Below are 18,588 nucleotides of genomic sequence, written 5' to 3'. Positions count from 1 at the left end.
GTGAATGAGCAGCATGGAGCATCAGGAGGTCAACCTCGGCCAGCAGCAGAACCAGGACCTGATCTGGGACCTGGACAGCATCGCTCGCCGCGAGCTGGCCGAACGCTTCATCAAGTTGTTCGAGAATCGCCTGTGCGTCTACTCGGAGTCGACCCGCCAGCTGTACACCAACTACAACCTGCACTTCCCCACCGACTACGGGCGCAAGATGGTGGTCCTGCCCAACCCCTACGCCTTTCACGACACCCTGCACGGCATCGATCCGATCGCCGTGCGCAAGACTGGCCTCTGCGTCTTGCCGGGAGCAGTACTGGGCAAACCGGGCCTGTTGCTGACGACACAGACGACGGAAGGTGGCCCGGCACCAAGGACCATGCCATTCAAGCAGGCCCTGGCACAGATCATCAGCAATCAGAAGAAGATCAACGATGTGTTCCTGCCGATCCTGATGAAGGGCGACCTGCGCGAGTTCGACCAGAAGATGCCCTACATCCACCTGCATCGCCTGCAGGTGCATAAGCTCACCCTGCTGTCATCGTTCGAACGTGACGACATCCAGCAGACCATCACCCGCAAGCTGCTGATGCTCTATCGCCAGGCTGGAGAGCTCGGTTGCTGATCGCCAGCGACCCTGCCCTGGCCTTACTCCGCCGACACTGACATTCTCCTTCAGCTTTCCAAGCGAGCCGGCTTGCCAGCGCAGCCGTGGATTGGCATAAACGTACCCAATAAAAAATAACCACAGGGATGTTGATGTTATGCGCCTCATACGCCGTGCCCTGATCGTCCTGCTGTTGCTGGTTCTCGCAGTCCTCGCGGTTGCCCTCTACTACATCGCCCGCCCCAACCTTCCGGTGTTCGACAAGCCGCAACAGGTGAACTACCTCGGCCAATGGGACGAGAAATCCCGCCAGACCTACTACTACACGCCCCAGGGCACCACGGTGAAAGGTCTGCACTACGACTGGTTCACCGCCCTAGAGCTGCCCTTCTCCAAGGACAAGTTCGCCAACCCGGATTATCTGGCTCGCTTCGGCTTCCTCACCGACCCGCAGCAGAAACCCAGCGAGCTGAACCCCGGCAACCTGCCGGTAGGCTTCGCTCGCCATCCGGACGAAGAAACCGGCATCCAGTACCTCGATATCAGCTGCGCGGCCTGCCACACCGGCGAGCTGCGCTACAAAGGCCAGGCCGTGCGCATCGACGGCGGCGCGGCCCTGCATTCGCTGGCCTCCACCGTGCCCACGCTCAAGGGCGGCAGCTTCGGCCAGGCCCTGGGCATGAGCATGGCGCTCACCTACTACAACCCGATCAAGTTCAATCGCTTCGCCAAGACCGTGCTGGGCGACAACTACGAGCAGGGCAAGAGCCAGCTGCGCGAGGACTTCAAGGCCGTGCTCGACCGCCTGCTCGGCACCGCCTATAACGACTGGCACCGTGGCCTCTACCCGACCGAGGAGGGCTTCGGCCGTACCGACGCCTTCGGTCGCATCGCCAACAGCGTGTTTGGCGACGCCATCGACGAGAGCAACTATCGGGTGGCCAATGCCCCGGTGAGCTACCCACAGGTGTGGGATATCTGGAAGTTCGACTGGGTGCAGTGGAACGGCTCGGCCATGCAGCCCATGGCGCGCAACATCGGCGAGGCACTCGGTGTCGGCGCCACCCTGCATCTGTTCGACGAGAACGGCGGCGAGATGCCGGAGGGCGAACGTTACCCGTCCAGCGTGCGCCTGCACGACCTGTACACCCTGGAGGAAACCCTCAAGCAACTGAAACCGCCGACCTGGCCGGAAGACATCTTCGGCAAGGTCGATCTGAAGCTCGCCAGCCAGGGCCGCGCCCTGTTCGCCGAGAACTGCGCTTACTGCCACGCCCCTGTCGATGTGCCGCGTGATCAGCGCCTGGCACCGGCACGCGATCCGGAATGGCACCTGCGTATCGTGCCGACCCGCATCATCGGCACCGACTCGACCACCGCCGACAACATCGCCGACCATCGCTTCGACATCCGCAAGCTGGGCTGGCAGAAAGAAGAACTGGCCAAGCTGGACGTGAAGCTGTTCGGCTCCAGCCTGGAAGAAGTGGATTTTGCCAGCATCTCCAGCGCCAAAGGCCTGGCCTATGTCACCGCGTACGTGGAAGACCGTGCCTACCGCGACGCTGGCATTCAGCCGCGCGAGCGCTGGCGCATGGACGGCTATGGCCTGGCCATCGGCGTGCAGGAAAAGCGCGGCTACAAAGCACGACCGCTGCACGGCATCTGGGCCACTCCACCCTTCCTGCACAACGGCTCGGTGCCCAACCTGTTCCAGCTACTGTCACCCGTGGTCGAGCGTGATCGCCAGTTCTGGGTTGGCAACTTCGAGTACGACCCGCAACGCGCCGGCTTCCTCACTGGCGAATTCAAGGGAGGATTCCTGTTCGATACCAGCGTCGCCGGCAACGGCAACCGTGGCCATGAATTCCGCGACGGCTGCCGTAACGAGGGGGTGATCGGCCGCTACCTGGAGCCGGAGGAGCGCTATGCGCTGATCGAATACCTCAAGGTGATGGGCGACGAACGCCTGGAAAGCCAGCTCACGCCGACCGAAAGCCGGCCGTGGACACCCGGTCCCAACTGCCAGAACAACAATTAAGGAACCGCCACCATGCTCAAACGCTTCTGGCTCTGGCTCGGCCGCCTGATCGGCAAGCTGCTGCTCGCTCTCCTCGTCGTGGGTGGTCTCGGCTGGGGTTTCGGCGCGGCTTACTACGCCTGGAAGTTCTCCGGCCCCGTGTCGGCCGAAGAAGAAATCCCCAAGGATGAGGCAGCCCTGACCCAGGGCATCATCGAGGACGCCATCCGCATCGTCGAACAGCACCGCGACAACACCCGTGTGCTGCGTGACGCCCATGCCAAAGCCCATGGCTGCGTGAAGGCAGAACTGACGGTGCTGCAGAATCTGACGCCTGAACTGCGCCACGGCGTACTGGCCGAACCGGGCAAGACCTGGCAGGCCTGGATGCGCCTGTCCAACGGCAACGCCTACCCGCAGTTCGACAGCGCCCGCGATGCCCGTGGCATGGCGGTCAAGCTGCTCGACGTCCCTGGAGAAAAACTGCTCAGCAGCAAGGCCACCGCCGCCAACCAGGACTTCGTGATGTTCAACCATCCAGTGTTCTTCGTACGCGACGTCGCCGAGTACAAGCAGAACTTCGCCGCGCAGGCCAGCGGCCAGAAGGTGCAGGCCTTCTTCCCCAGCCTGGACCCGCGCACCTGGGAAATCCGCCACCTGATCATCGCCCTGAAGACATTGGCTCCAGCCCCGGAGAGCCCGGTGGCCGCCACCTACAACTCCATCGCACCCTTCAAGCTCGGCCCACACAACATCAAGTACCGGGTGATCCCCGATCCGCAGAGTTGCCCGCCCTACGAGCTGCCGGAGCAGAACACTGCCCTGCCCAACTTCCTGCGCAACGCCCTGTACCAGCAGCTGTCGCTTGACCGAGCCCCAGCCTGCTTCGCCCTGCAGGTGCAGCGGCAAGACCCGAACTACTACATGCCCATCGAAGACACCAGCGTGCAGTGGAGCGAGGACATCTCGCCGTTCGAGACGGTGGCGACCATCCATGTACCGGCTCAGGATTTCGACAGTCGCGAGCAGAACCTGACCTGCGACAACCTCTCCTTCAACCCCTGGCACGCCCTGCCGGAACATCGCCCCATCGGTGGCATCAACCGCCTGCGCAAGGCGGTGTACGAAGCCGTCAGCGTCTACCGCCACCAGCGCAACGACGCCCAGCAGGCGCACTGAAACGCCAAGGCCGCCCTCTGGCGGCCTTGTTCTTTATGGCAGGCGATGAGATCAGGCGGCCTCGGGCAACCCGCAGATCTGTGCTCGCCAGCGCCACTCGCAGACGGCCAACGCCCCCACGAACAGAGCCTCGCCGATCAGGTGAGCCAGGGCCAATGGCGCAGCATGTCCGGCGAAGCGCAGGGCCAGCGCTAGACACATGCCCATCCACAGGGTGTTGCCGATGATCAGGACATATAGCAGTGCTCTCGGCCGCTTTCGGCGTATGGCCAGCGAACCCGCATAGCCGGCGTAGAGCAGATTGACCGCGCCGATGAACAGCAGCAGCCCGTGTGGCAGGCGGTACAGCTCGCTCAGCCAGCTGGCGAGCAGCAGTACGAAGAAGCCAGCGCTGGCCGCAGCGGCGGAGTCGATCCATAACAGATGGCGAGCAATGGGCACCGTGGGCCCTCGTTGTGGCCGAAGACAGGCCTAGCCTAGCAGGCGCATGGCGCCTGCACCGACCGCAGCCCCGAAACATTATCCGCGCGCTCGGCGCGGCCCCATGACCAGCCAGTTGAACAACCCGAGCAACGGAAACAGCACCAGCAGCGCCACCCAGAGCATCTTCTGCGGGCGCCGGCTGGCGCTGCCCTGCACATGCCACAGCGCCCAAGCAGTCAGGAGCAGGTAAAGCAGCGCAGGCGCGCCGTAGAACAGCCAGTCCGGCAGATCCATCACCATTGCAGCCACGGTCACTCTCCCAGTCTATTTCTCTCTAGGAAGAGGTTTTCGCGCATCAGGTTCCCTTCTCTCGACTTGCAGAGGCCCGACGCGGACGGATAACATGCGAATGATTCTTATCTGAGACTGCGCGATCTGCGCCACCAGGGATAGTCGTCGATGTCCGCAGACGCTCCTCCGCTCCAGCAGGCACTCCACAGGCTGTACAGCGATCACCACGGCTGGCTGTTCATCTGGCTGCGGCGCAAGCTGGGTTGTGCGCACAACGCAGCGGACCTGGCGCAGGACACCTTCGTGCGCATTATTGCCTCGCGCGATGCACTCGCCGCCATGCGCGAGCCGAGAGCCTATCTGGCGACCACCGCCAAACGCCTGATCATCGACCGCAGCCGCAGGCGCCAGCTGGAAGAAGCCTACCTGCACGAATTGACACTGACCGCCGCAGTGCTGGCCGAGGCAGGATTCCGCTCACCGGCGCAGATTCACGAGACCCTCGAAGCACTGGAGCAGATCGCCTTCGTGCTCGAGGGCCTGAGCGAAAAGGCTCACCAGATATTCCTCATGTACTTCCTGGAGGACTGCAACCAGGCCGAAATTGCCCGCCGCCAGGGAATTTCCGAGCGCATGGTGCGCAAGTACCTGACCCAGGCCCTGGCTCACTGCAGCCAGGCACTGGACGTCTGAAGATGAGCTCCATCCACGAACAGGCCGCCGATTGGCTGCTGCGCCTCGACGAAGACCAGCCCAGCGATACGGAGCACGCCCGCTTCGAGGCCTGGTGCAAGGCCGATCCACGCCACGCCGAAGCCGTGGAGCGCATGCGTGGATTCGTCGGCCAGCTGCAGGGCCTGCGCGATCAACGTGCCCCGGCCCATGCCGCCCTGAACGCGGCCTTCGCCAGTCGCCGCCTGCCGCGGGGAAAACGCGGCGCCAGCGCCTTGCTGCTGGCACTGGCGTTATTCCTGCCCGCGGCCCTGGCGTGGCGCGGCCTGGAGACCGGCCACCTGATGGCGGATCTCGACACCGCACCCGGACAGTGGCGCAGCCAGGTGCTCAGCGACCAGTCACACATCACCCTGGGCGGCAATAGCGCCCTGGATGTGCGTTTCGACACAGAGCAGCGGCGCATTAACCTGCTGCGTGGCGAGGTGCTGGTAGAGGTGGCTCATGACGCCGCCCGCCCATTCATCGTCGCCACCGAACAAGGCGAGATTCGCGCCCTCGGTACTCGCTTCGTGGTCCGTAACGAGGGCGACTCCACCCTGCTGCTGATGCTCGAATCGCGAGTGGCCGCCCACGGCAGCCGCAATCCCGCCATTACCCAGATCCAGGCGGGACAGCAGGCGCGCATTCTGCTGGATGGCGTCGAGCCTCTGCCTGGCATCGACAATGCCATGGTCGAGGATGCCTGGCGCAACCGCCAACTGGTGATACAGGACCAGCCGCTGGCCCTGGTGCTCGACGAGTTGGCACGCCAGCGCCAAGGCTACCTGCACTATGACGCCGAGGAACTGGCGGACCTGCGTATCTCTGCCGTGCTACCGCTCGATGACAGCGAGCGTGCTCTGCAGCTGATCGGCGAGGCGCTGCCGATCCAGGTTCGACAGGTCACGCCCTGGCTACTGCTGGTCGAGCGCCACTGAAAAACCTTCGGGTGGTTCCGCATTGCCCGAGTGGTCCGTCAAGGAAGGAGCCAATACGAAAACAGGAAGCTCCTTCGACATGACCATGAAGTCCTCGCGCCTCAACCGGGCACCAGTCGCCCTGGCCCTCCAGCTGGCCTGCGCCAGCATCGCCTGTGTCCTGCCCGTCATACCGGCCATGGCCCAGGAGGCAGCCAACCGTCACTATGACATTCCTGCCGGCCCGCTGGGCGCAGCCCTCAACCGTTTCGCCCAACAGGCAGGAGTCGCCCTGGTGTTCCAGGAGCAAAACGTCAGCGGCCTCGGCAGCCAGGGACTGCAGGGTAGCTACGGCATCGATGAAGGCTTCGCCCGCCTGCTGCAAGGCAGCGGCTTCGCCGCCCAGCGCAGTGGCAGCGGCTACGTGCTAAAGGTCGTGCCGGCAGGCGCCAGCTCGCTGGAGCTGGCGCCGACCAGCGTAACCGGGCTGGTCCTGGGTGCGACTACCGAGGGCACCGGCTCCTACACCACTGGTGCCACGGCAACCGCGACCAAGCTGCCGCTGTCGATCCGCGAGACCCCGCAATCGGTCAGTGTGATCACCAGCCAACGCATCCGCGACCAGGACATGAACAGTCTCGAAGACGTGCTGGCCGAGGCGCCAGGCGTTCTCTACAAGAAGAAGAGCACCTCCTCCGACGAAGAGGTCGGCATCTTTTCCCGCGGCATGAAGATCGAAACCTTCCAGGTCGACGGTATCCCGACCATCTTCGAACCGTCGATGAGCAACCAGTCCAACGACATGGCCGTCTACGACAGGGTCGAGATCGTGCGCGGCTCCACCGGCCTGCTCAGCGGTACCGGTAACCCCTCGGCCACCATCAACATGGTGCGCAAACGCCCGACTCGCGAGGCGCAGGCGTCGATCCAGGGCACCGTCGGCTCGTGGGACAACTACCGCACCGAGTTCGATGTCTCCGGCCCCATGACCGAAACCGGCAACGTGCGTGGCCGCCTGGTTGGCGCCTACCAGACCGCCAACTCGTTCATCGACCGCCTGAGCACCGAACGCCAGGTCGCCTACGGGATCATCGAGGCGGACCTGACCGAACGCGACACCGTCAGCCTCGGCATCGACTACCAGGTGCGCAACTGTGACGCCTGCGCCTATTTCGGCTTCCCGGCGTTCTACAGCAATGGCGAGCGCACTGACTTCAAGCGCTCGTTCAACTCCGCGGCCGACTGGAGCTACGCCGACCGCCAACGCACCTCGATCTTCGCCACCTACGAGCACCGTTTCGACAACGACTGGCTGGCCAAAGTGGCCTACACCAACATGCGCGACGACAACGATGTCGAGTACGGCTGGTTCAGCAGCTACGGCTACCCGGACGAGCAGACCGGCGCAGGCAGCAACCTGTTCATGGCCAAATGGCCGAGCAGGCCGGAGCAGAACTCGGTCGATGCCTATGCGACCGGCCCCTTCAGCCTGTTCGGTCGCGAGCACGAACTGGTGGTCGGCGTCAGCGCCAGCAAGTACCGTAGCAACACCGGGGCCTACCCGCTGTGGTACGACTACAGCGGCAGCGGCTGGGCCCCGGCGATCCCCAACGTCCACGACTGGCACGGCGACATCGAGAAGCCGCCACTGGATCGCCAGGGCGATATCGAATACGCCCAGCGCCAGTACGCCGGCTACACCTCCGCCCGCTTCAAGCCGACCGACGATCTGTCGCTGATCCTCGGCGCGCGGGTCAGCTACTACAAGGTCGAGCAGTCGCAGATCTATTACGGCGACCCCACCGATTATGCCCCCGGCGACGGCAAGAAGCAGGAGAACGGCGAGGTCACGCCCTATGCCGGCCTGGTCTACGACCTGGACCAGCACCACTCGGTCTATGCCAGCTACACCAGCATCTTCAAGCCGCAGTCGAGCAAGACTCCGGAAGGCTCGTTCCTCGATCCGACCGAAGGCGACAGCTATGAAGTCGGGGCCAAGGGCGAGTACTACGACGGCCGCCTCAACATCACCGGCGCGCTGTTCGAGTCCAAGGTCAGCAACTACCCGGTTGGCACCGGCATTTACTTCGACAATGGCGAGGAAGCAGTACAGGCCGCCGACCTCAAGGTACGCGGCGTGGAGCTGGAGGTCGGCGGCGAGTTGCTGCCAGGCTGGCAGGTGCAGGCTGGCTACAGCCACGTGAACACCTATTACCCGCAAGGCGTTGACGTCAACGTGGGCTTCCCGCGCAACAGCATCAAGCTGTTCACCACCTACAACCTGCAGGGCGAGCTGAACCGCCTGACCCTGGGCGGCGGTGTGCGCTGGGAGAGCGAAACCAGCTATGGCAACACCGAGGTCATCCCCGGCACCACGCTGGAAGCCACGCAGGGCAGCTACGCCATCGTCGACCTGCTGGCACGCTACCGCTTCGACGAGCACTTCACCGGCACGGTCAACGTCAACAACCTGTTCGACAAGGAGTACTACGCCAGTACCAGCGTCTACAGCGACCTGTATGGCGAGCCGCGCAGCCTGAGCGCCACCCTGCGCTGGGAATACTGAAAGAAGTCGGTCGCCGCAGCCTGTGGCGACCGGCCACCCATCAGAAACGCGTCAGATCAATCACCGCGAAGCTGGCCACCGTGTCGTGCCCCACCAGGTACCCTCCTTCACGGGCCAGACCGATGGTCTGCATCCCCGCTTGCTGGGCTGCGTCCAGCTCCTCGACGACATCGGAAAGGAACAGGATCTCGTCGCCCGGCACGCCGATGGCCTCGGCGATGTTGAGGTAGGAGCGGGCCTCACGCTTGGGGCCGCTGGCGGTGTCGAAATAGCCGTCGAACAACGAACTCAGGTCGCCGGCAACGGAGCAGCCGAAGAGCAGCTGCTGGGCCTGCACCGAGCCGGAGGAGTACACGTACAGGGCATAGCCTTCCTCGTGCCAGCGCCTGAGCGCCTCCACTGCGTCCGGGTAGACGTGGCCCTTGAGCTGGCCTGCCTCGTAGCCCTGCTTCCAGACCATGCCCTGCAGGGTCTTGAGTGGCGTTGCCTTGCGATCTTCGACGATCCACTGCAGCAGTATTTCGATGACCTGGATCAGGTCCGCCCCCGCCTCGCCGCTCTCGGCGCGCACCGCATCCAGCTGCGCGGCCACGGCCGGTTCCTGCGCATGCTCGAGGACGAACTGCGGCAGATGCTCGAAGGCATAGGGGAACAGCACGTCGAAGACGAAGCTCACCGCGCTGGTGGTGCCTTCGATGTCGGTGAGGATGGCCCTGATCGGCATGGACTTCAGTCTTCCAGGCGCGGGAAGCGGCTGGCGATGTCGTCGCCGGTGAAGCTGGCGACCCAGCCCTCGGGATTGTTGAACAGGCGAATGGCCACGAAGTGCGGGAACTCGCCCATGTCGAACCAGTGGCGGGTGCCGGCCGGCACCGAGATCAGGTCGTTCTTCTCGCACAGCACGGCGTACACGTAGTCATCGATGTGCAGGGTGAACAGGCCACGGCCGGCGACGAAGAAGCGCACCTCGTCCTCGCCATGCTGGTGCTCGTCGAGGAACTTGGCGCGCAGCTCGTCCTTCTGCGGATGCTTGCGGTCCAGGCTGATCACGTCGACGGTGACGTAGCCACGCTCTGCCTTGAGCTGGTCGATCTGCGCACGGTAGGCGGCGATCACCTCGTCCTGGCTGGCACCCGGTTGGATCGGTGCCGCGGCCTGCCAGCGCTCGAAGCGCACGCCGACCTCGCCCATAGTGGCGGCGATGTCCTCGGCATGGGTCAGCACCTTGTTCGGCACGTCAGGGCTGGACTGATGGTAAACGGTCAGGCTGCTCATTGCATTTCCTCTACGGGATTCTCAGCGCTGCAGGGCGCGTACTTTCAGTTCGCACTCGAACAGGAATTCGAAGGCCTCGACCTGGCGCAGGCAGTCGGCGATGGTCGCGCCCCAGGTGTACAGGCCGTGGCCACGGATCAGATAGCCGACGCAATCGGAGCGCTCGTCCAGCCAAGGCTGCACCTTGGCGGCCAGGCGGGCGATGTCCTGATCATTGTCGAAGATGGGCACCAGCACCTGGCTCTCGTGGGTATCAATGCCGGCGAAGGCCTTCTGCAGCTCATAGTCGGCGAACACCAGGGAGTCGGCCAGGGTCAGGCGCGACAGTACGGTGGCGTTGACCGAATGGGTGTGCAGCACGGCGCCGATCGCAGGCTTCCAGCGGTACAGCTGGGTGTGCAGCAGGGTCTCGGCCGAGGGCTTCTTGCCTGGCTCCAGGCTGTTGCCGTCGAGGTCGGTGGCCAGCACATCGTCCTCGCCCAGCTCGCCCTTGTGCTTACCGGAGACGGTCAGCAGCGCCTGGTCGGCCGCCAGGCGCGCCGAGTAGTTGCTACTGGTGGCCGGCGACCAGCCTCGGCCATACAGGAAGCGCCCGGCCTCGATGATCTGGCGGGTCAGTTGTTCACGGTTCATGCCCGCTCCTCATGCAAACGGATGGCAATGATAAAGGCCGCAGCCAGGGCGACCAAGCTGGCGATGGCGAAGGTCCAGCTCGGGCCCAGGTCGACCCAGCTGTAGCCGGCGTACAGCGCGCCCAGGGCGCCGCCGGTGCCGGCCAGCGCCGCGTACAGCGCCTGGCCCTGGCCCTGCTGGTTGGGCCCGAAGCTGCGCTGGACGAAATGGATGGCCGCCGCATGGAAGCTGCCGAAGGTGGCGGCGTGCAGCAATTGGGCGAACAGCAGCACGCCCAGGTGATCGGCCAGGTTGCCCAGCAGCAACCAGCGCAGCGCCGCCAGCAGGAAGCTGGCCGCCAGCACCCAGCGCACCGAGAAGCGTGTGAGGATGCGCGCCATGAACAGGAACAGCACGATCTCCGCCACCACGCCCAGCGCCCACATCTGACCGATGAAGCCGCGCTCATAGCCGAGTTGTTCCAGGTGCAAGGTGAGGAAGGTGTAGTACGGGCCATGCGACAGCTGCATCAGGCACACGCAGAGGAAGAAGGCCGGCACACCAGGGCGCAGCAGCTGGGCGAGGAAACCACCCTCGCCGCCCTGCCCGGCCCGCGCCTGCGGCACGGCGTTGGGCACCCACAGGGTGCCGACCAGAATGCCGGCGAGGATCAGCACCACCATGACCGGGAACAGCCCCGGACTGAAGCGCTGGAACAGCGCGCCCAGACCGATCACCGCGACGATAAAGCCGATCGAGCCCCACAGGCGGATCTGCGAGTAGCGCGCAGTCTGCTCCTGCAGATGCGCCAGGGTGATCACCTCGAACTGCGGCAGCACCGCGTGCCAGAAGAACGCGTGCAGCGCCATCACCAGGGCCAGCCAGGCGTAGCTCTGGTCGACGAAGATCAGGGCGAAGCTGAGCAGCGTGCACAGCGCGCCGAAGCGCACGATGCGCAGGCGCTGGCCGCTGCGGTCACCCAGCCAGCCCCACAGGTTGGGCGCCAGGCAGCGCATCAGCATGGGAATGGCCACCAGCTCGCCGATGCGTGCCGGCGAGAAGCCCAGGTGCTGGAAATACAGCGGCAGGAAGGGCGCGGTGGCGCCCAGCATGGCGAAGTAGAAGAAGTAGAACGCGGACAGCCGCCAGTACGGCAGCGGCTGGCCGGTCACAGCTGCGGCAGTACCGGGGTGTTGACCCGCACGTCGGCGTTCTGTGCGCGGTGGCGCAGCAGGTGGTCGAGCAGCACGATGGCCATCATCGCCTCGGCGATCGGCGTGGCGCGGATGCCGACGCAGGGGTCGTGGCGACCCTTGGTGATCACGTCCACCGGGTTGCCGTCGACGTCGATGGAGCGGCCCGGCGTGGTGATGCTGGAGGTTGGTTTGAGCGCCAGGTGGGCGACGATCGGCTGGCCGCTGGAGATGCCACCGAGGATGCCGCCGGCGTTGTTGCTAAGGAAACCTTCTGGGGTCAGCTCGTCGCGGTGCTCGGTGCCGCGCTGGGCCACCGAGGCGAAACCGGCGCCGATTTCCACACCCTTAACCGCGTTGATGCTCATCAGCGCGTGGGCCAGATCGGCGTCCAGGCGGTCGAAGATCGGCTCGCCCAGGCCCGGCATCACGCCTTCGGCGACCACGGTGATCTTCGCACCGACGGAATCCTGGTCACGGCGCAACTGGTCCATGTAGGCCTCCAGCTCCGGCACCTTGTCCGGGTCGGGGCTGAAGAAGGCGTTCTGCTCGACACTGTCCCAGGTCTTGAACGGAATCTCGATCGGGCCCAGCTGGCTCATGTAGCCACGCACCTGGATGCCCAGACCGGCCAGCACCTTCTTCGCCACAGCGCCGGCGGCGACACGCATGGCGGTCTCGCGGGCCGAGCTGCGGCCGCCGCCACGGTAGTCGCGGATGCCGTACTTGTGGTGGTAGGTGTAGTCGGCGTGGGCCGGGCGGAACAGATCCTTGATCGCCGAGTAGTCCTTGGACTTCTGATCTGTATTGCGGATCAGCAGGCCGATCGGGCAGCCAGTGGTCTTGCCCTCGAATACCCCGGAGAGGATTTCGACTTCGTCGTCTTCCTGGCGCTGGGTAGTATGGCGGCTGGTGCCCGGCTTACGGCGGTCGAGGTCGCGCTGCAGGTCTTCCAGGGACAGCTCGATGCCCGGCGGGCAACCGTCGACGATGGCGACCAGGGCCGGGCCATGGCTCTCGCCAGCGGTGGTGACGGTGAACAGCTTGCCGTAGGTGTTGCCGGACATGCAGGGCGCTCCGCGAAATCTGCCTCGAACAAAGGTCGGCGAGTATACCGCCGGTGCCCGGCCAGTTCACCTGCGAAGGAATGCAGATACGGGCAAATGGCAGTTAGCCAGCCTGCAGTTGCGCCGAAACTTGCCGATAATGCCTGTATGCACGCCCAAGGACGCCGAGATGAGCGAAGCCGACGCCCAACAACCCGAAGAACAGACCGAACAGCCAGCACAGCCCCACCCCTGGGAAGGGCTGGATGCGGAGCACTGGCAATTGCTGCGCCTGGCGCCACTGCCGACCGACCGCGATACCGGCGTGCGCCCACTACGCTTCGTTCGTCTGGGGCGCGTTGAGCGGCACAGCAATGAGCAGAGCCTGCTGCGGTTGACAGTCGATGTTCCCGGCCAGCGCCGGCGTCGCGAGCAGAATCTGCTTGAGGTCTGGGCAGACCATCGCAGCCGCGAAGTACGCTTCGGCTCCGAGAAAGGGCTGCAGATCGACCCGATAAACCGTGGCCTGGGTCGTTTTCTGCTCGCCCAGGGCATCGCCTGGGCTCGTCAGCGCTGGGGCAGCTACACGGTCGAAAGCGGCTCGCTGTCGGTGAAGGATGTGCTCAGCGAAGACGCACGTCTGCGTCGCGATCACTTCCTGCGCATCCAGGGTTTCGAGGTCACCTATCAGGATCTGGCACAGGTCAAGGCCAGCTATGCCGCCAGCAGGGTCAGCGTACTCAACCCGGAGTGGGACAAGGAAAAAGTCCAGGTCATCGATCTGCTCGACTGCGGCGCGATGCTGCAACAGGCCGACCAGAACCTGCACGAACAACAGGTCAAGATCACCAAGCTGGAACGCCGCGTCGACGTACTCAAGCGTGAGGACAGCGGCCTGCGTTTCACCATCGCCTGCCTGGTAGCACTGGCGCTGTTCCAGGCCGGCCTACTGATCTGGATCGCCACGCGCTGACTCGATCTGCTGCGCGTCGTTCGCGGCGCCGAAACGGGCCAGCGGCGCGACCCTCCGGGCTGCTCATGTGCAACCGTTAACTCCGCATCCGCGCTCCGCTGGCTCGCCTGCACTTCCCTGTGGGCCAGCCTTCGGCTGTTACTCCCACTGAGCTGTTGCGCCCTGCCCCCCGGTTCGCGAGATCGACGATCCTGGGATTCGGATCAGCCGTTGAGGCGCGAGCGGAACAGCCGTTGGTATTCACGGCATTGAGCCGCTGCCAGCAGGAACACGCCGTGGCCACCCTGCTCGAACTCCAGCCAGGTGAAATCCACCTCCGGGTACAGCGCCTCGACATGCACCTGGCTGTTGCCTACCTCGACGATCAGCACACCTTTCTCGGTCAGGTGATCGGCGGCCTCCGCCAGCATGCGCCGGACCAGATCAAGACCATCATCGCCACAGGCCAGGCCCAGCTCCGGCTCATGCTGGTACTCGGCCGGCATTTCGGCGAAGTCTTCGGCATCCACATACGGTGGATTGGAGACAATCAGGTCGAAGCGCTGCCCTGGCAGGCCCTCGAAGCCATCGCCCTGCACGGTGTAGACCCGTTCCTCCAGGCTATGGCGCTCGATGTTCTGGTTCGCCACCTCCAGGGCATCGAAAGACAGATCGCCCAACACCACCTCGGACTCGGGGAAGGCATAGGCGCAGGCGATGCCGATGCACCCTGAGCCGGTGCACAGGTCGAGGATGCGCATGGGCTCTGCCGGCAGCCAGGGCTCGAATCCCGCGCCGATCAACTCGGCGATCGGAGAGCGCGGCACCAGGACACGCTCGTCGACCATGAAGGGCAGCCCGCAGAACCAGGCCTCCCCCAGCAGGTAAGCTGTCGGCACGCGTTCCTCGACGCGTCGACGAATCAGCTCCAGTACATGCTGCTGCTCATCCTCCTCCAAACGACAGTCCAAGTAGCTGTCGGCCGTCTCGAACGGCAGATGCAAAGCCCCCAATACCAGTTGGCGGGCATCATCCCAGGCATTGTCGGTGCCGTGGCCGAAGAACAGGTCGGCTGCGTGGAAACGGCTGACAGCCCAGCGGATATGGTCGCGCACGGTGCGCAGGCGGGATGGAGACACGGTCATTACCTCAAAAAACGATGCGCGATTCTAACAGGCCACCGCTGCCACCGTGGTGACTAGCCCTCCTCGCAGGTAAGCGCCCATGGCGCGGTCGCACGAATAATCACCCGCTCCGAGGCTTCGCCCAGCAAGCGAATCGGCACAAAAGGTTCACAGATCGCGCTGGCGAGCAGAGAATAGACGCATCGCTGTTATGAGGAGCCCTCCCATGTCCGATCCGAAAACCCTGTTCCAACTGCTCGGACGCGGTTATGCCCCTGCCACTCTCGGCAAGGCTACCCTGCTGGTCATCGATGCGCAGGAGGAATACCGCAGTGGTGCACTCCAGCTTCCCGATATCGAAGCGGCTATCGCCGAGATCGCCACACTGATGAATGCCGCACGCAATCTAGGCGCACCGGTGGCACATGTTCGCCACCTGGGCATTCCCGGCGGTCTGCTCGACCCGCAAGGCCCCCGCGGCTACTTCATCGAAGGTCTGTCGCCCCTGCCCGGCGAACCTGTGGTGGAGAAGCGCCTGCCGAACGCCTTCGCTGGCACCGATCTGCATGAGCGCTTGCAGCAGCTCGGCCATCTGGATCTGATCATCTGCGGTTTCATGACCCATTCCAGCGTGAGCACCACCGTGCGCGCGGCCAAGGATTATGGATATCGCTGCACCCTGGTGGACGCCGCTTGCGCTACCCGCGACCTGCCCTACGACGGCGAGCTGATTCCGGCTCGCGCGCTGCACCGCATGACCCTGGCGGCGCTTGCCGACAACTACGCGATGGTAGTACCGCAGGCTCGGGCACTGATCTAGCCGAAGACTCGACTGGAACCCCACAAGGACAGCGCCGGTCATAGCGCCGATAGCTCAGGAGGAAGAATCGGGATGAAGTTGTCCGACGATGGTTTTGATGCACGCCGCCTGCGGCCTCGCGGCGCCGGCGGATGGCGATGGCGCTGCCTGGGAGCCCTGGCGGCGCTTTGCGCAGCGTTTGGGGTAATGCTCAGCATGGCTGGCGCAGCCACCTTGCTTGGTCGCCCTTCGGCGATGGGGCCAATGAACGACAGCATCGGCTCGGCTATTGCTCTGGTGTTGTTCGGCCTGTTTCTACTGTGGGGCGGCGTGTATGTCTGGCGTCGCTGCCGTCGGCGTCTGCGGCGGCGCTATAGCGATGACCTGAGTATGTCCCCGCATTTGCTGAAAAAGCACGACTGAAGCCGCTAAAATCGCCTCTCCCGTGGAGGCCCTTAATGCAAGACGACGATTTTTCCCTGTTTCAGTCCGCCGTGCGTGGCGTCAAGCCGATCAACCATGATCGTGCGGATACCGGCAAGCCCAAGGCCGACCGCCAACGCATCAACACGCTGCGCCAGGCCGCAACGGTCAAGGCCGAAGCAACCAGGGTGGACGGCCTTTCCGATCAGTTCGTCATTGATGTGGGCGCAGAGGACGAGCTGTATTGGGCACGAGACGGCGTACAGGATGGTCAGATGCGCAAGCTCAAGGCGGGCCAGGTGCCCTTCGAAGGGAGCCTCGACCTGCACGGAATGACCGTTGAAAAAGCACGCGAAACCCTCTGGAGCTTCTTCGACGAAGCCGCCCGCATGGAAGTACGCTGCGCACGCGTGACCCACGGTAAAGCGGTACGTACCGATGGCAAGCGCCCCATGATCAAGAGCCACGTCAATACCTGGCTGCGCCAGCACCCGCAGGTGCTAGGCTTCACCTCCTGCCTGCCCCGGCACGGTGGCACTGGCGCCGTATATGTACTGCTCAAGCGCACTATGCTCGAGGGCAGAGACGAATTCTGATCAATCGATAAACGTGGCGAACGGCCATCAGCCAACCCGCGCCAGCAATAGCGGGCCGCCAAACCACTCCAGATGAAAGCCGATCAGGCCGCACGAACCGTAGTAATCGAACACTACCCGCCACTCGCCCAGCGCCGACCCTGCATGCATCACAGGCGCTCGCCACCGACGCGCACATGCTCGGATCATGACGGCCAGTGCCAGCGGGCATCGTCCAGGCGACCATGCACTTCGCCTGCACGTGGCAGTTGCCCTCTCCCTCTACAAACACCCTGAACCGGTTGGCACCCTCGCAGAGGCCGGGTTGCTGGTATCGTCGGCAAAACGCATAATGAGATTTATTTTCAATAACACGTAGCACCAAGGAGTATCGGTGCCTCACGCCCTTCCCTCTCCGCGTCGCCAGGAACTGCACGAGCTCTACGTCGATCATCACGCCTGGCTGCTGAACTGGCTACACCAGCGCCTGCAGCATCGCGAGACAGCCGCAGACCTGATGCAGGACACATTCCTCCAACTGATCGGCCGCCCTCCTGTCATCAGTGAGCTGAGGCAGCCCAGAGCCTGGCTGACGACCGTGGCCAAGGGACTGATGGTCGATCGCGTACGCCGGCAACGCCTTGAGCGGGCCTACCTCGAAGCGCTGGCGAGCCAGCCTGAGGCAACCGAGGTATCCCCCGAAGATCGCCTGCTACTGCTCGAAACACTGATACGTATCGATGCCCTGCTCGATGGTCTGCCATCGAAGGTACGCAACGCCTACCTGCTCTCGCGTCTGGAAGGCATGCCCTACCGCGACATCGCCACCCGGCTGGGGACGAGCCTGAGTTCGGTCGAAAAGTACATGGCCACCGCCATGCGCCACTGCTACCAGGCCCGCTGGTCATGAGCACGGCGCACTGGAGTGACGACGAACTGGAACAGGCCATCACCTGGCTGGTCCGCTTGCGCTCCGGAGAAGCCCCCGACGAGACCTGGCAGGAGTGCACCAGCTGGCGAACCGCCAGCCCCGCTCACGAAGCGGCCTGGCAGGCTCTGCTGGCCAGCGAGGAGTTGTTCGAGCTAGCCCCGCCACAGGCCCGGATCGCACAACTGGCCCTGCAGGACCGCACTCGCAGCAAGATCTCCAGGCGCCAGACCCTCAAGCTCCTGGGCCTGGTCGGTGCAAGCGCAGGGGCCGGCTGGCTGGCACTGGGCACGCCGACAGGAACAAGCGAATTCGCCACAACCGTCGGCCAACGAAGCAGCTTTTCGCTGGCCGAACATACCCACCTCTGGCTGAACACGGACAGCTCGGCAGACCGGCAGGTGGATTCGCAGCCTCCCCGTATCCTGCTGCAGCGTGGTCAGATCCAGGTGGCTCATCATGCTCCGACACTTCCCGCGCTGCAGGTGCGCAGCGGAGAGTTGCTGCTGGAAACGCGCAGCGCACGCTTCGACCTGCACCAACAGGGCAAGCTCCATCGTCTGGCCATTCTGGACGGTACGGTCGAAGTGCGGACAGCCCACCAGCCCATGTCCCGCCTTACGGTAGGGCAGGAATGGCAGATCAGCACCAGCGGTCTCCATCCCGTGTCGGATGGCGTGCTGATACCCGGCACCTGGGTTCAGGGGCAACTGGTCGTCAAACGCATCCCGCTAGCCCAGCTGGTTGCCGAACTGGCGCGCTACCGTAACGGCTGGTTGCTGTGCTCGGGCGACGTCGCCGAGCTGCCGGTCTCCGGCGTTTTCCAGCTGGACGATATCGAACGGTCACTTGATGCCCTGAGCGCCTCCCTGCCGGTAAAGACCCAGCGCCTGTCCAGTCTATGGACGCGCATCGTACCTGCCTGAAAACTTCCGTCACTCCATTACGGGTTT

21 protein-coding genes are annotated in these 18,588 nt (G+C 64.2%); 12 read left to right on the top strand and 9 right to left on the bottom strand.

All coding sequences use genetic code 11. From position 1 onward, the window contains the following. Nucleotides 1-4 precede the first annotated feature (4 nt). The 3 genes from IB234_RS18905 (at nt 5) to IB234_RS18895 (ending at nt 3,797) form a co-directional block, all read left to right on the top strand. Entirely contained in the window at nt 5-619 is a 615-nt protein-coding gene (locus tag IB234_RS18905; RefSeq protein ID WP_225580679.1) for a hypothetical protein, read from the top strand. A gap of 139 nt (nt 620-758) precedes the next feature. Next, a complete protein-coding gene (locus IB234_RS18900) occupies nt 759-2,639 on the top strand; it encodes a di-heme-cytochrome C peroxidase (RefSeq protein ID WP_192320799.1) in 1,881 nt (626 codons plus the stop codon). Between the two features lie 12 nt (nt 2,640-2,651). Further along, a complete protein-coding gene (locus IB234_RS18895; protein WP_192320797.1) occupies nt 2,652-3,797 on the top strand; it encodes a catalase family protein in 1,146 nt (381 codons plus the stop codon). A 51-nt stretch (nt 3,798-3,848) separates the two neighbouring features. On the opposite strand, the gene IB234_RS18890 is transcribed toward IB234_RS18895, so the two are convergent. Beyond that, a complete protein-coding gene (locus IB234_RS18890) occupies nt 3,849-4,238 on the bottom strand; it encodes a hypothetical protein (protein WP_318652053.1) in 390 nt (129 codons plus the stop codon). Nucleotides 4,239-4,316: 78 nt separating this feature from the next. Further along, entirely contained in the window at nt 4,317-4,520 is a 204-nt protein-coding gene (locus IB234_RS18885) for a PLDc N-terminal domain-containing protein (RefSeq protein WP_225580705.1), read from the bottom strand. A 159-nt stretch (nt 4,521-4,679) separates the two neighbouring features. Here IB234_RS18885 and IB234_RS18880 point away from each other — a divergent pair, with 159 nt between their 5' ends. From IB234_RS18880 to IB234_RS18870, 3 genes are all read left to right on the top strand, one after another. Next, on the top strand, nt 4,680-5,204 hold the full coding sequence (locus tag IB234_RS18880) for a sigma-70 family RNA polymerase sigma factor (protein ID WP_192320793.1): 525 nt from the start codon (nt 4,680-4,682) through the stop codon (nt 5,202-5,204). A 2-nt stretch (nt 5,205-5,206) separates the two neighbouring features. After that, the gene (locus tag IB234_RS18875; RefSeq protein ID WP_192320791.1) at nt 5,207-6,163 is read left to right on the top strand and encodes a FecR family protein; all 957 of its coding nucleotides are present in this window, start codon (nt 5,207-5,209) and stop codon (nt 6,161-6,163) included. Between the two features lie 79 nt (nt 6,164-6,242). After that, complete coding sequence (locus IB234_RS18870) at nt 6,243-8,708, top strand: TonB-dependent siderophore receptor (protein ID WP_192320789.1); 2,466 nt, start codon at nt 6,243-6,245, stop codon at nt 8,706-8,708. A gap of 40 nt (nt 8,709-8,748) precedes the next feature. Here the strand turns inward: IB234_RS18870 and mtnC are convergent, their stop codons facing one another. The 5 genes from mtnC to aroC are packed head-to-tail and all read right to left on the bottom strand — an operon-like array spanning nt 8,749 to nt 12,855. After that, on the bottom strand, nt 8,749-9,432 hold the full coding sequence (mtnC, locus tag IB234_RS18865) for an acireductone synthase (protein ID WP_192320786.1): 684 nt from the start codon (nt 9,430-9,432) through the stop codon (nt 8,749-8,751). A 5-nt stretch (nt 9,433-9,437) separates the two neighbouring features. Next, a complete protein-coding gene (locus IB234_RS18860) occupies nt 9,438-9,983 on the bottom strand; it encodes a 1,2-dihydroxy-3-keto-5-methylthiopentene dioxygenase (protein ID WP_192320783.1) in 546 nt (181 codons plus the stop codon). Between the two features lie 21 nt (nt 9,984-10,004). Beyond that, nucleotides 10,005-10,616, bottom strand: a complete 612-nt coding sequence (locus IB234_RS18855) for a methylthioribulose 1-phosphate dehydratase (protein ID WP_192320780.1) — start codon at nt 10,614-10,616, stop codon at nt 10,005-10,007. Continuing rightward, nucleotides 10,613-11,767: an MFS transporter gene (locus tag IB234_RS18850; protein ID WP_318652052.1), complete on the bottom strand. Its 1,155-nt coding sequence runs from the start codon at nt 11,765-11,767 to the stop codon at nt 10,613-10,615. Before IB234_RS18850 ends, IB234_RS18855 begins: the two co-directional genes overlap by 4 nt. Beyond that, the gene (gene aroC / locus IB234_RS18845; protein WP_192320778.1) at nt 11,764-12,855 is read right to left on the bottom strand and encodes a chorismate synthase; all 1,092 of its coding nucleotides are present in this window, start codon (nt 12,853-12,855) and stop codon (nt 11,764-11,766) included. Before aroC ends, IB234_RS18850 begins: the two co-directional genes overlap by 4 nt. A gap of 169 nt (nt 12,856-13,024) precedes the next feature. Between aroC and IB234_RS18840 the strand changes: the two genes are divergently transcribed. After that, nucleotides 13,025-13,807 carry a hypothetical protein gene (locus IB234_RS18840; protein WP_192320776.1) on the top strand — a complete coding sequence of 261 codons (783 nt, stop codon included), beginning with the start codon at nt 13,025-13,027 and terminating at the stop codon, nt 13,805-13,807. A 203-nt stretch (nt 13,808-14,010) separates the two neighbouring features. Here the strand turns inward: IB234_RS18840 and prmB are convergent, their stop codons facing one another. Next, the gene (prmB, locus tag IB234_RS18835; protein ID WP_192320774.1) at nt 14,011-14,925 is read right to left on the bottom strand and encodes a 50S ribosomal protein L3 N(5)-glutamine methyltransferase; all 915 of its coding nucleotides are present in this window, start codon (nt 14,923-14,925) and stop codon (nt 14,011-14,013) included. A 211-nt stretch (nt 14,926-15,136) separates the two neighbouring features. Here prmB and IB234_RS18830 point away from each other — a divergent pair, with 211 nt between their 5' ends. From IB234_RS18830 to IB234_RS18820, 3 genes are all read left to right on the top strand, one after another. Further along, nucleotides 15,137-15,730, top strand: a complete 594-nt coding sequence (locus tag IB234_RS18830) for a cysteine hydrolase family protein (protein ID WP_192320772.1) — start codon at nt 15,137-15,139, stop codon at nt 15,728-15,730. Between the two features lie 72 nt (nt 15,731-15,802). Next, entirely contained in the window at nt 15,803-16,132 is a 330-nt protein-coding gene (locus IB234_RS18825) for a hypothetical protein (protein WP_192320769.1), read from the top strand. A 35-nt stretch (nt 16,133-16,167) separates the two neighbouring features. Beyond that, nucleotides 16,168-16,728 (top strand): Smr/MutS family protein, encoded by a 561-nt coding sequence (locus IB234_RS18820; RefSeq protein ID WP_192320767.1) that lies wholly within the window; start codon nt 16,168-16,170, stop codon nt 16,726-16,728. A gap of 27 nt (nt 16,729-16,755) precedes the next feature. Here IB234_RS18820 and IB234_RS24180 read toward each other — a convergent pair whose 3' ends face one another. Beyond that, nucleotides 16,756-16,878: a hypothetical protein gene (locus tag IB234_RS24180; protein WP_263864202.1), complete on the bottom strand. Its 123-nt coding sequence runs from the start codon at nt 16,876-16,878 to the stop codon at nt 16,756-16,758. Nucleotides 16,879-17,101: 223 nt separating this feature from the next. Here IB234_RS24180 and IB234_RS18815 point away from each other — a divergent pair, with 223 nt between their 5' ends. Both IB234_RS18815 and IB234_RS18810 read left to right on the top strand, forming a co-directional pair. Beyond that, nucleotides 17,102-17,617, top strand: coding sequence for a sigma-70 family RNA polymerase sigma factor (locus IB234_RS18815; RefSeq protein WP_192320765.1), 516 nt, complete (start codon nt 17,102-17,104; stop codon nt 17,615-17,617). Next, complete coding sequence (locus IB234_RS18810; RefSeq protein ID WP_192320763.1) at nt 17,614-18,561, top strand: DUF4880 domain-containing protein; 948 nt, start codon at nt 17,614-17,616, stop codon at nt 18,559-18,561. The genes IB234_RS18815 and IB234_RS18810 overlap by 4 nt, the downstream gene beginning before the upstream one ends. Nucleotides 18,562-18,588 lie beyond the last annotated feature (27 nt).

Origin of the sequence: Pseudomonas sp. PDM16, assembly GCF_014851865.1 — a bacterium.
Lineage (GTDB): Bacteria > Pseudomonadota > Gammaproteobacteria > Pseudomonadales > Pseudomonadaceae > Aquipseudomonas.
This window is presented reverse-complemented; position numbering and strand designations above follow the sequence as displayed.

Bases quoted from the DNA above. Each gene is read 5' to 3' on its own strand.
- IB234_RS18905 (WP_225580679.1), top strand. From the start codon at position 5: ATGAGCAGCATGGAGCATCAGGAGGTCAACCTCGGCCAGCAGCAGAAC.
- mtnC (WP_192320786.1), bottom strand. From the start codon at position 9,432: ATGCCGATCAGGGCCATCCTCACCGACATCGAAGGCACCACCAGCGCG.
- aroC (WP_192320778.1), bottom strand. From the start codon at position 12,855: ATGTCCGGCAACACCTACGGCAAGCTGTTCACCGTCACCACCGCTGGC.
- IB234_RS18900 (WP_192320799.1), top strand. From the start codon at position 759: ATGCGCCTCATACGCCGTGCCCTGATCGTCCTGCTGTTGCTGGTTCTC.
- IB234_RS18825 (WP_192320769.1), top strand. From the start codon at position 15,803: ATGAAGTTGTCCGACGATGGTTTTGATGCACGCCGCCTGCGGCCTCGC.
- IB234_RS24180 (WP_263864202.1), bottom strand. From the start codon at position 16,878: ATGCATGCAGGGTCGGCGCTGGGCGAGTGGCGGGTAGTGTTCGATTAC.
- IB234_RS18895 (WP_192320797.1), top strand. From the start codon at position 2,652: ATGCTCAAACGCTTCTGGCTCTGGCTCGGCCGCCTGATCGGCAAGCTG.
- IB234_RS18830 (WP_192320772.1), top strand. From the start codon at position 15,137: ATGTCCGATCCGAAAACCCTGTTCCAACTGCTCGGACGCGGTTATGCC.
- IB234_RS18870 (WP_192320789.1), top strand. From the start codon at position 6,243: ATGACCATGAAGTCCTCGCGCCTCAACCGGGCACCAGTCGCCCTGGCC.
- IB234_RS18875 (WP_192320791.1), top strand. From the start codon at position 5,207: ATGAGCTCCATCCACGAACAGGCCGCCGATTGGCTGCTGCGCCTCGAC.
- IB234_RS18860 (WP_192320783.1), bottom strand. From the start codon at position 9,983: ATGAGCAGCCTGACCGTTTACCATCAGTCCAGCCCTGACGTGCCGAAC.
- IB234_RS18810 (WP_192320763.1), top strand. From the start codon at position 17,614: ATGAGCACGGCGCACTGGAGTGACGACGAACTGGAACAGGCCATCACC.
- IB234_RS18885 (WP_225580705.1), bottom strand. From the start codon at position 4,520: ATGGTGATGGATCTGCCGGACTGGCTGTTCTACGGCGCGCCTGCGCTG.
- IB234_RS18820 (WP_192320767.1), top strand. From the start codon at position 16,168: ATGCAAGACGACGATTTTTCCCTGTTTCAGTCCGCCGTGCGTGGCGTC.
- IB234_RS18840 (WP_192320776.1), top strand. From the start codon at position 13,025: ATGAGCGAAGCCGACGCCCAACAACCCGAAGAACAGACCGAACAGCCA.
- IB234_RS18880 (WP_192320793.1), top strand. From the start codon at position 4,680: ATGTCCGCAGACGCTCCTCCGCTCCAGCAGGCACTCCACAGGCTGTAC.
- IB234_RS18855 (WP_192320780.1), bottom strand. From the start codon at position 10,616: ATGAACCGTGAACAACTGACCCGCCAGATCATCGAGGCCGGGCGCTTC.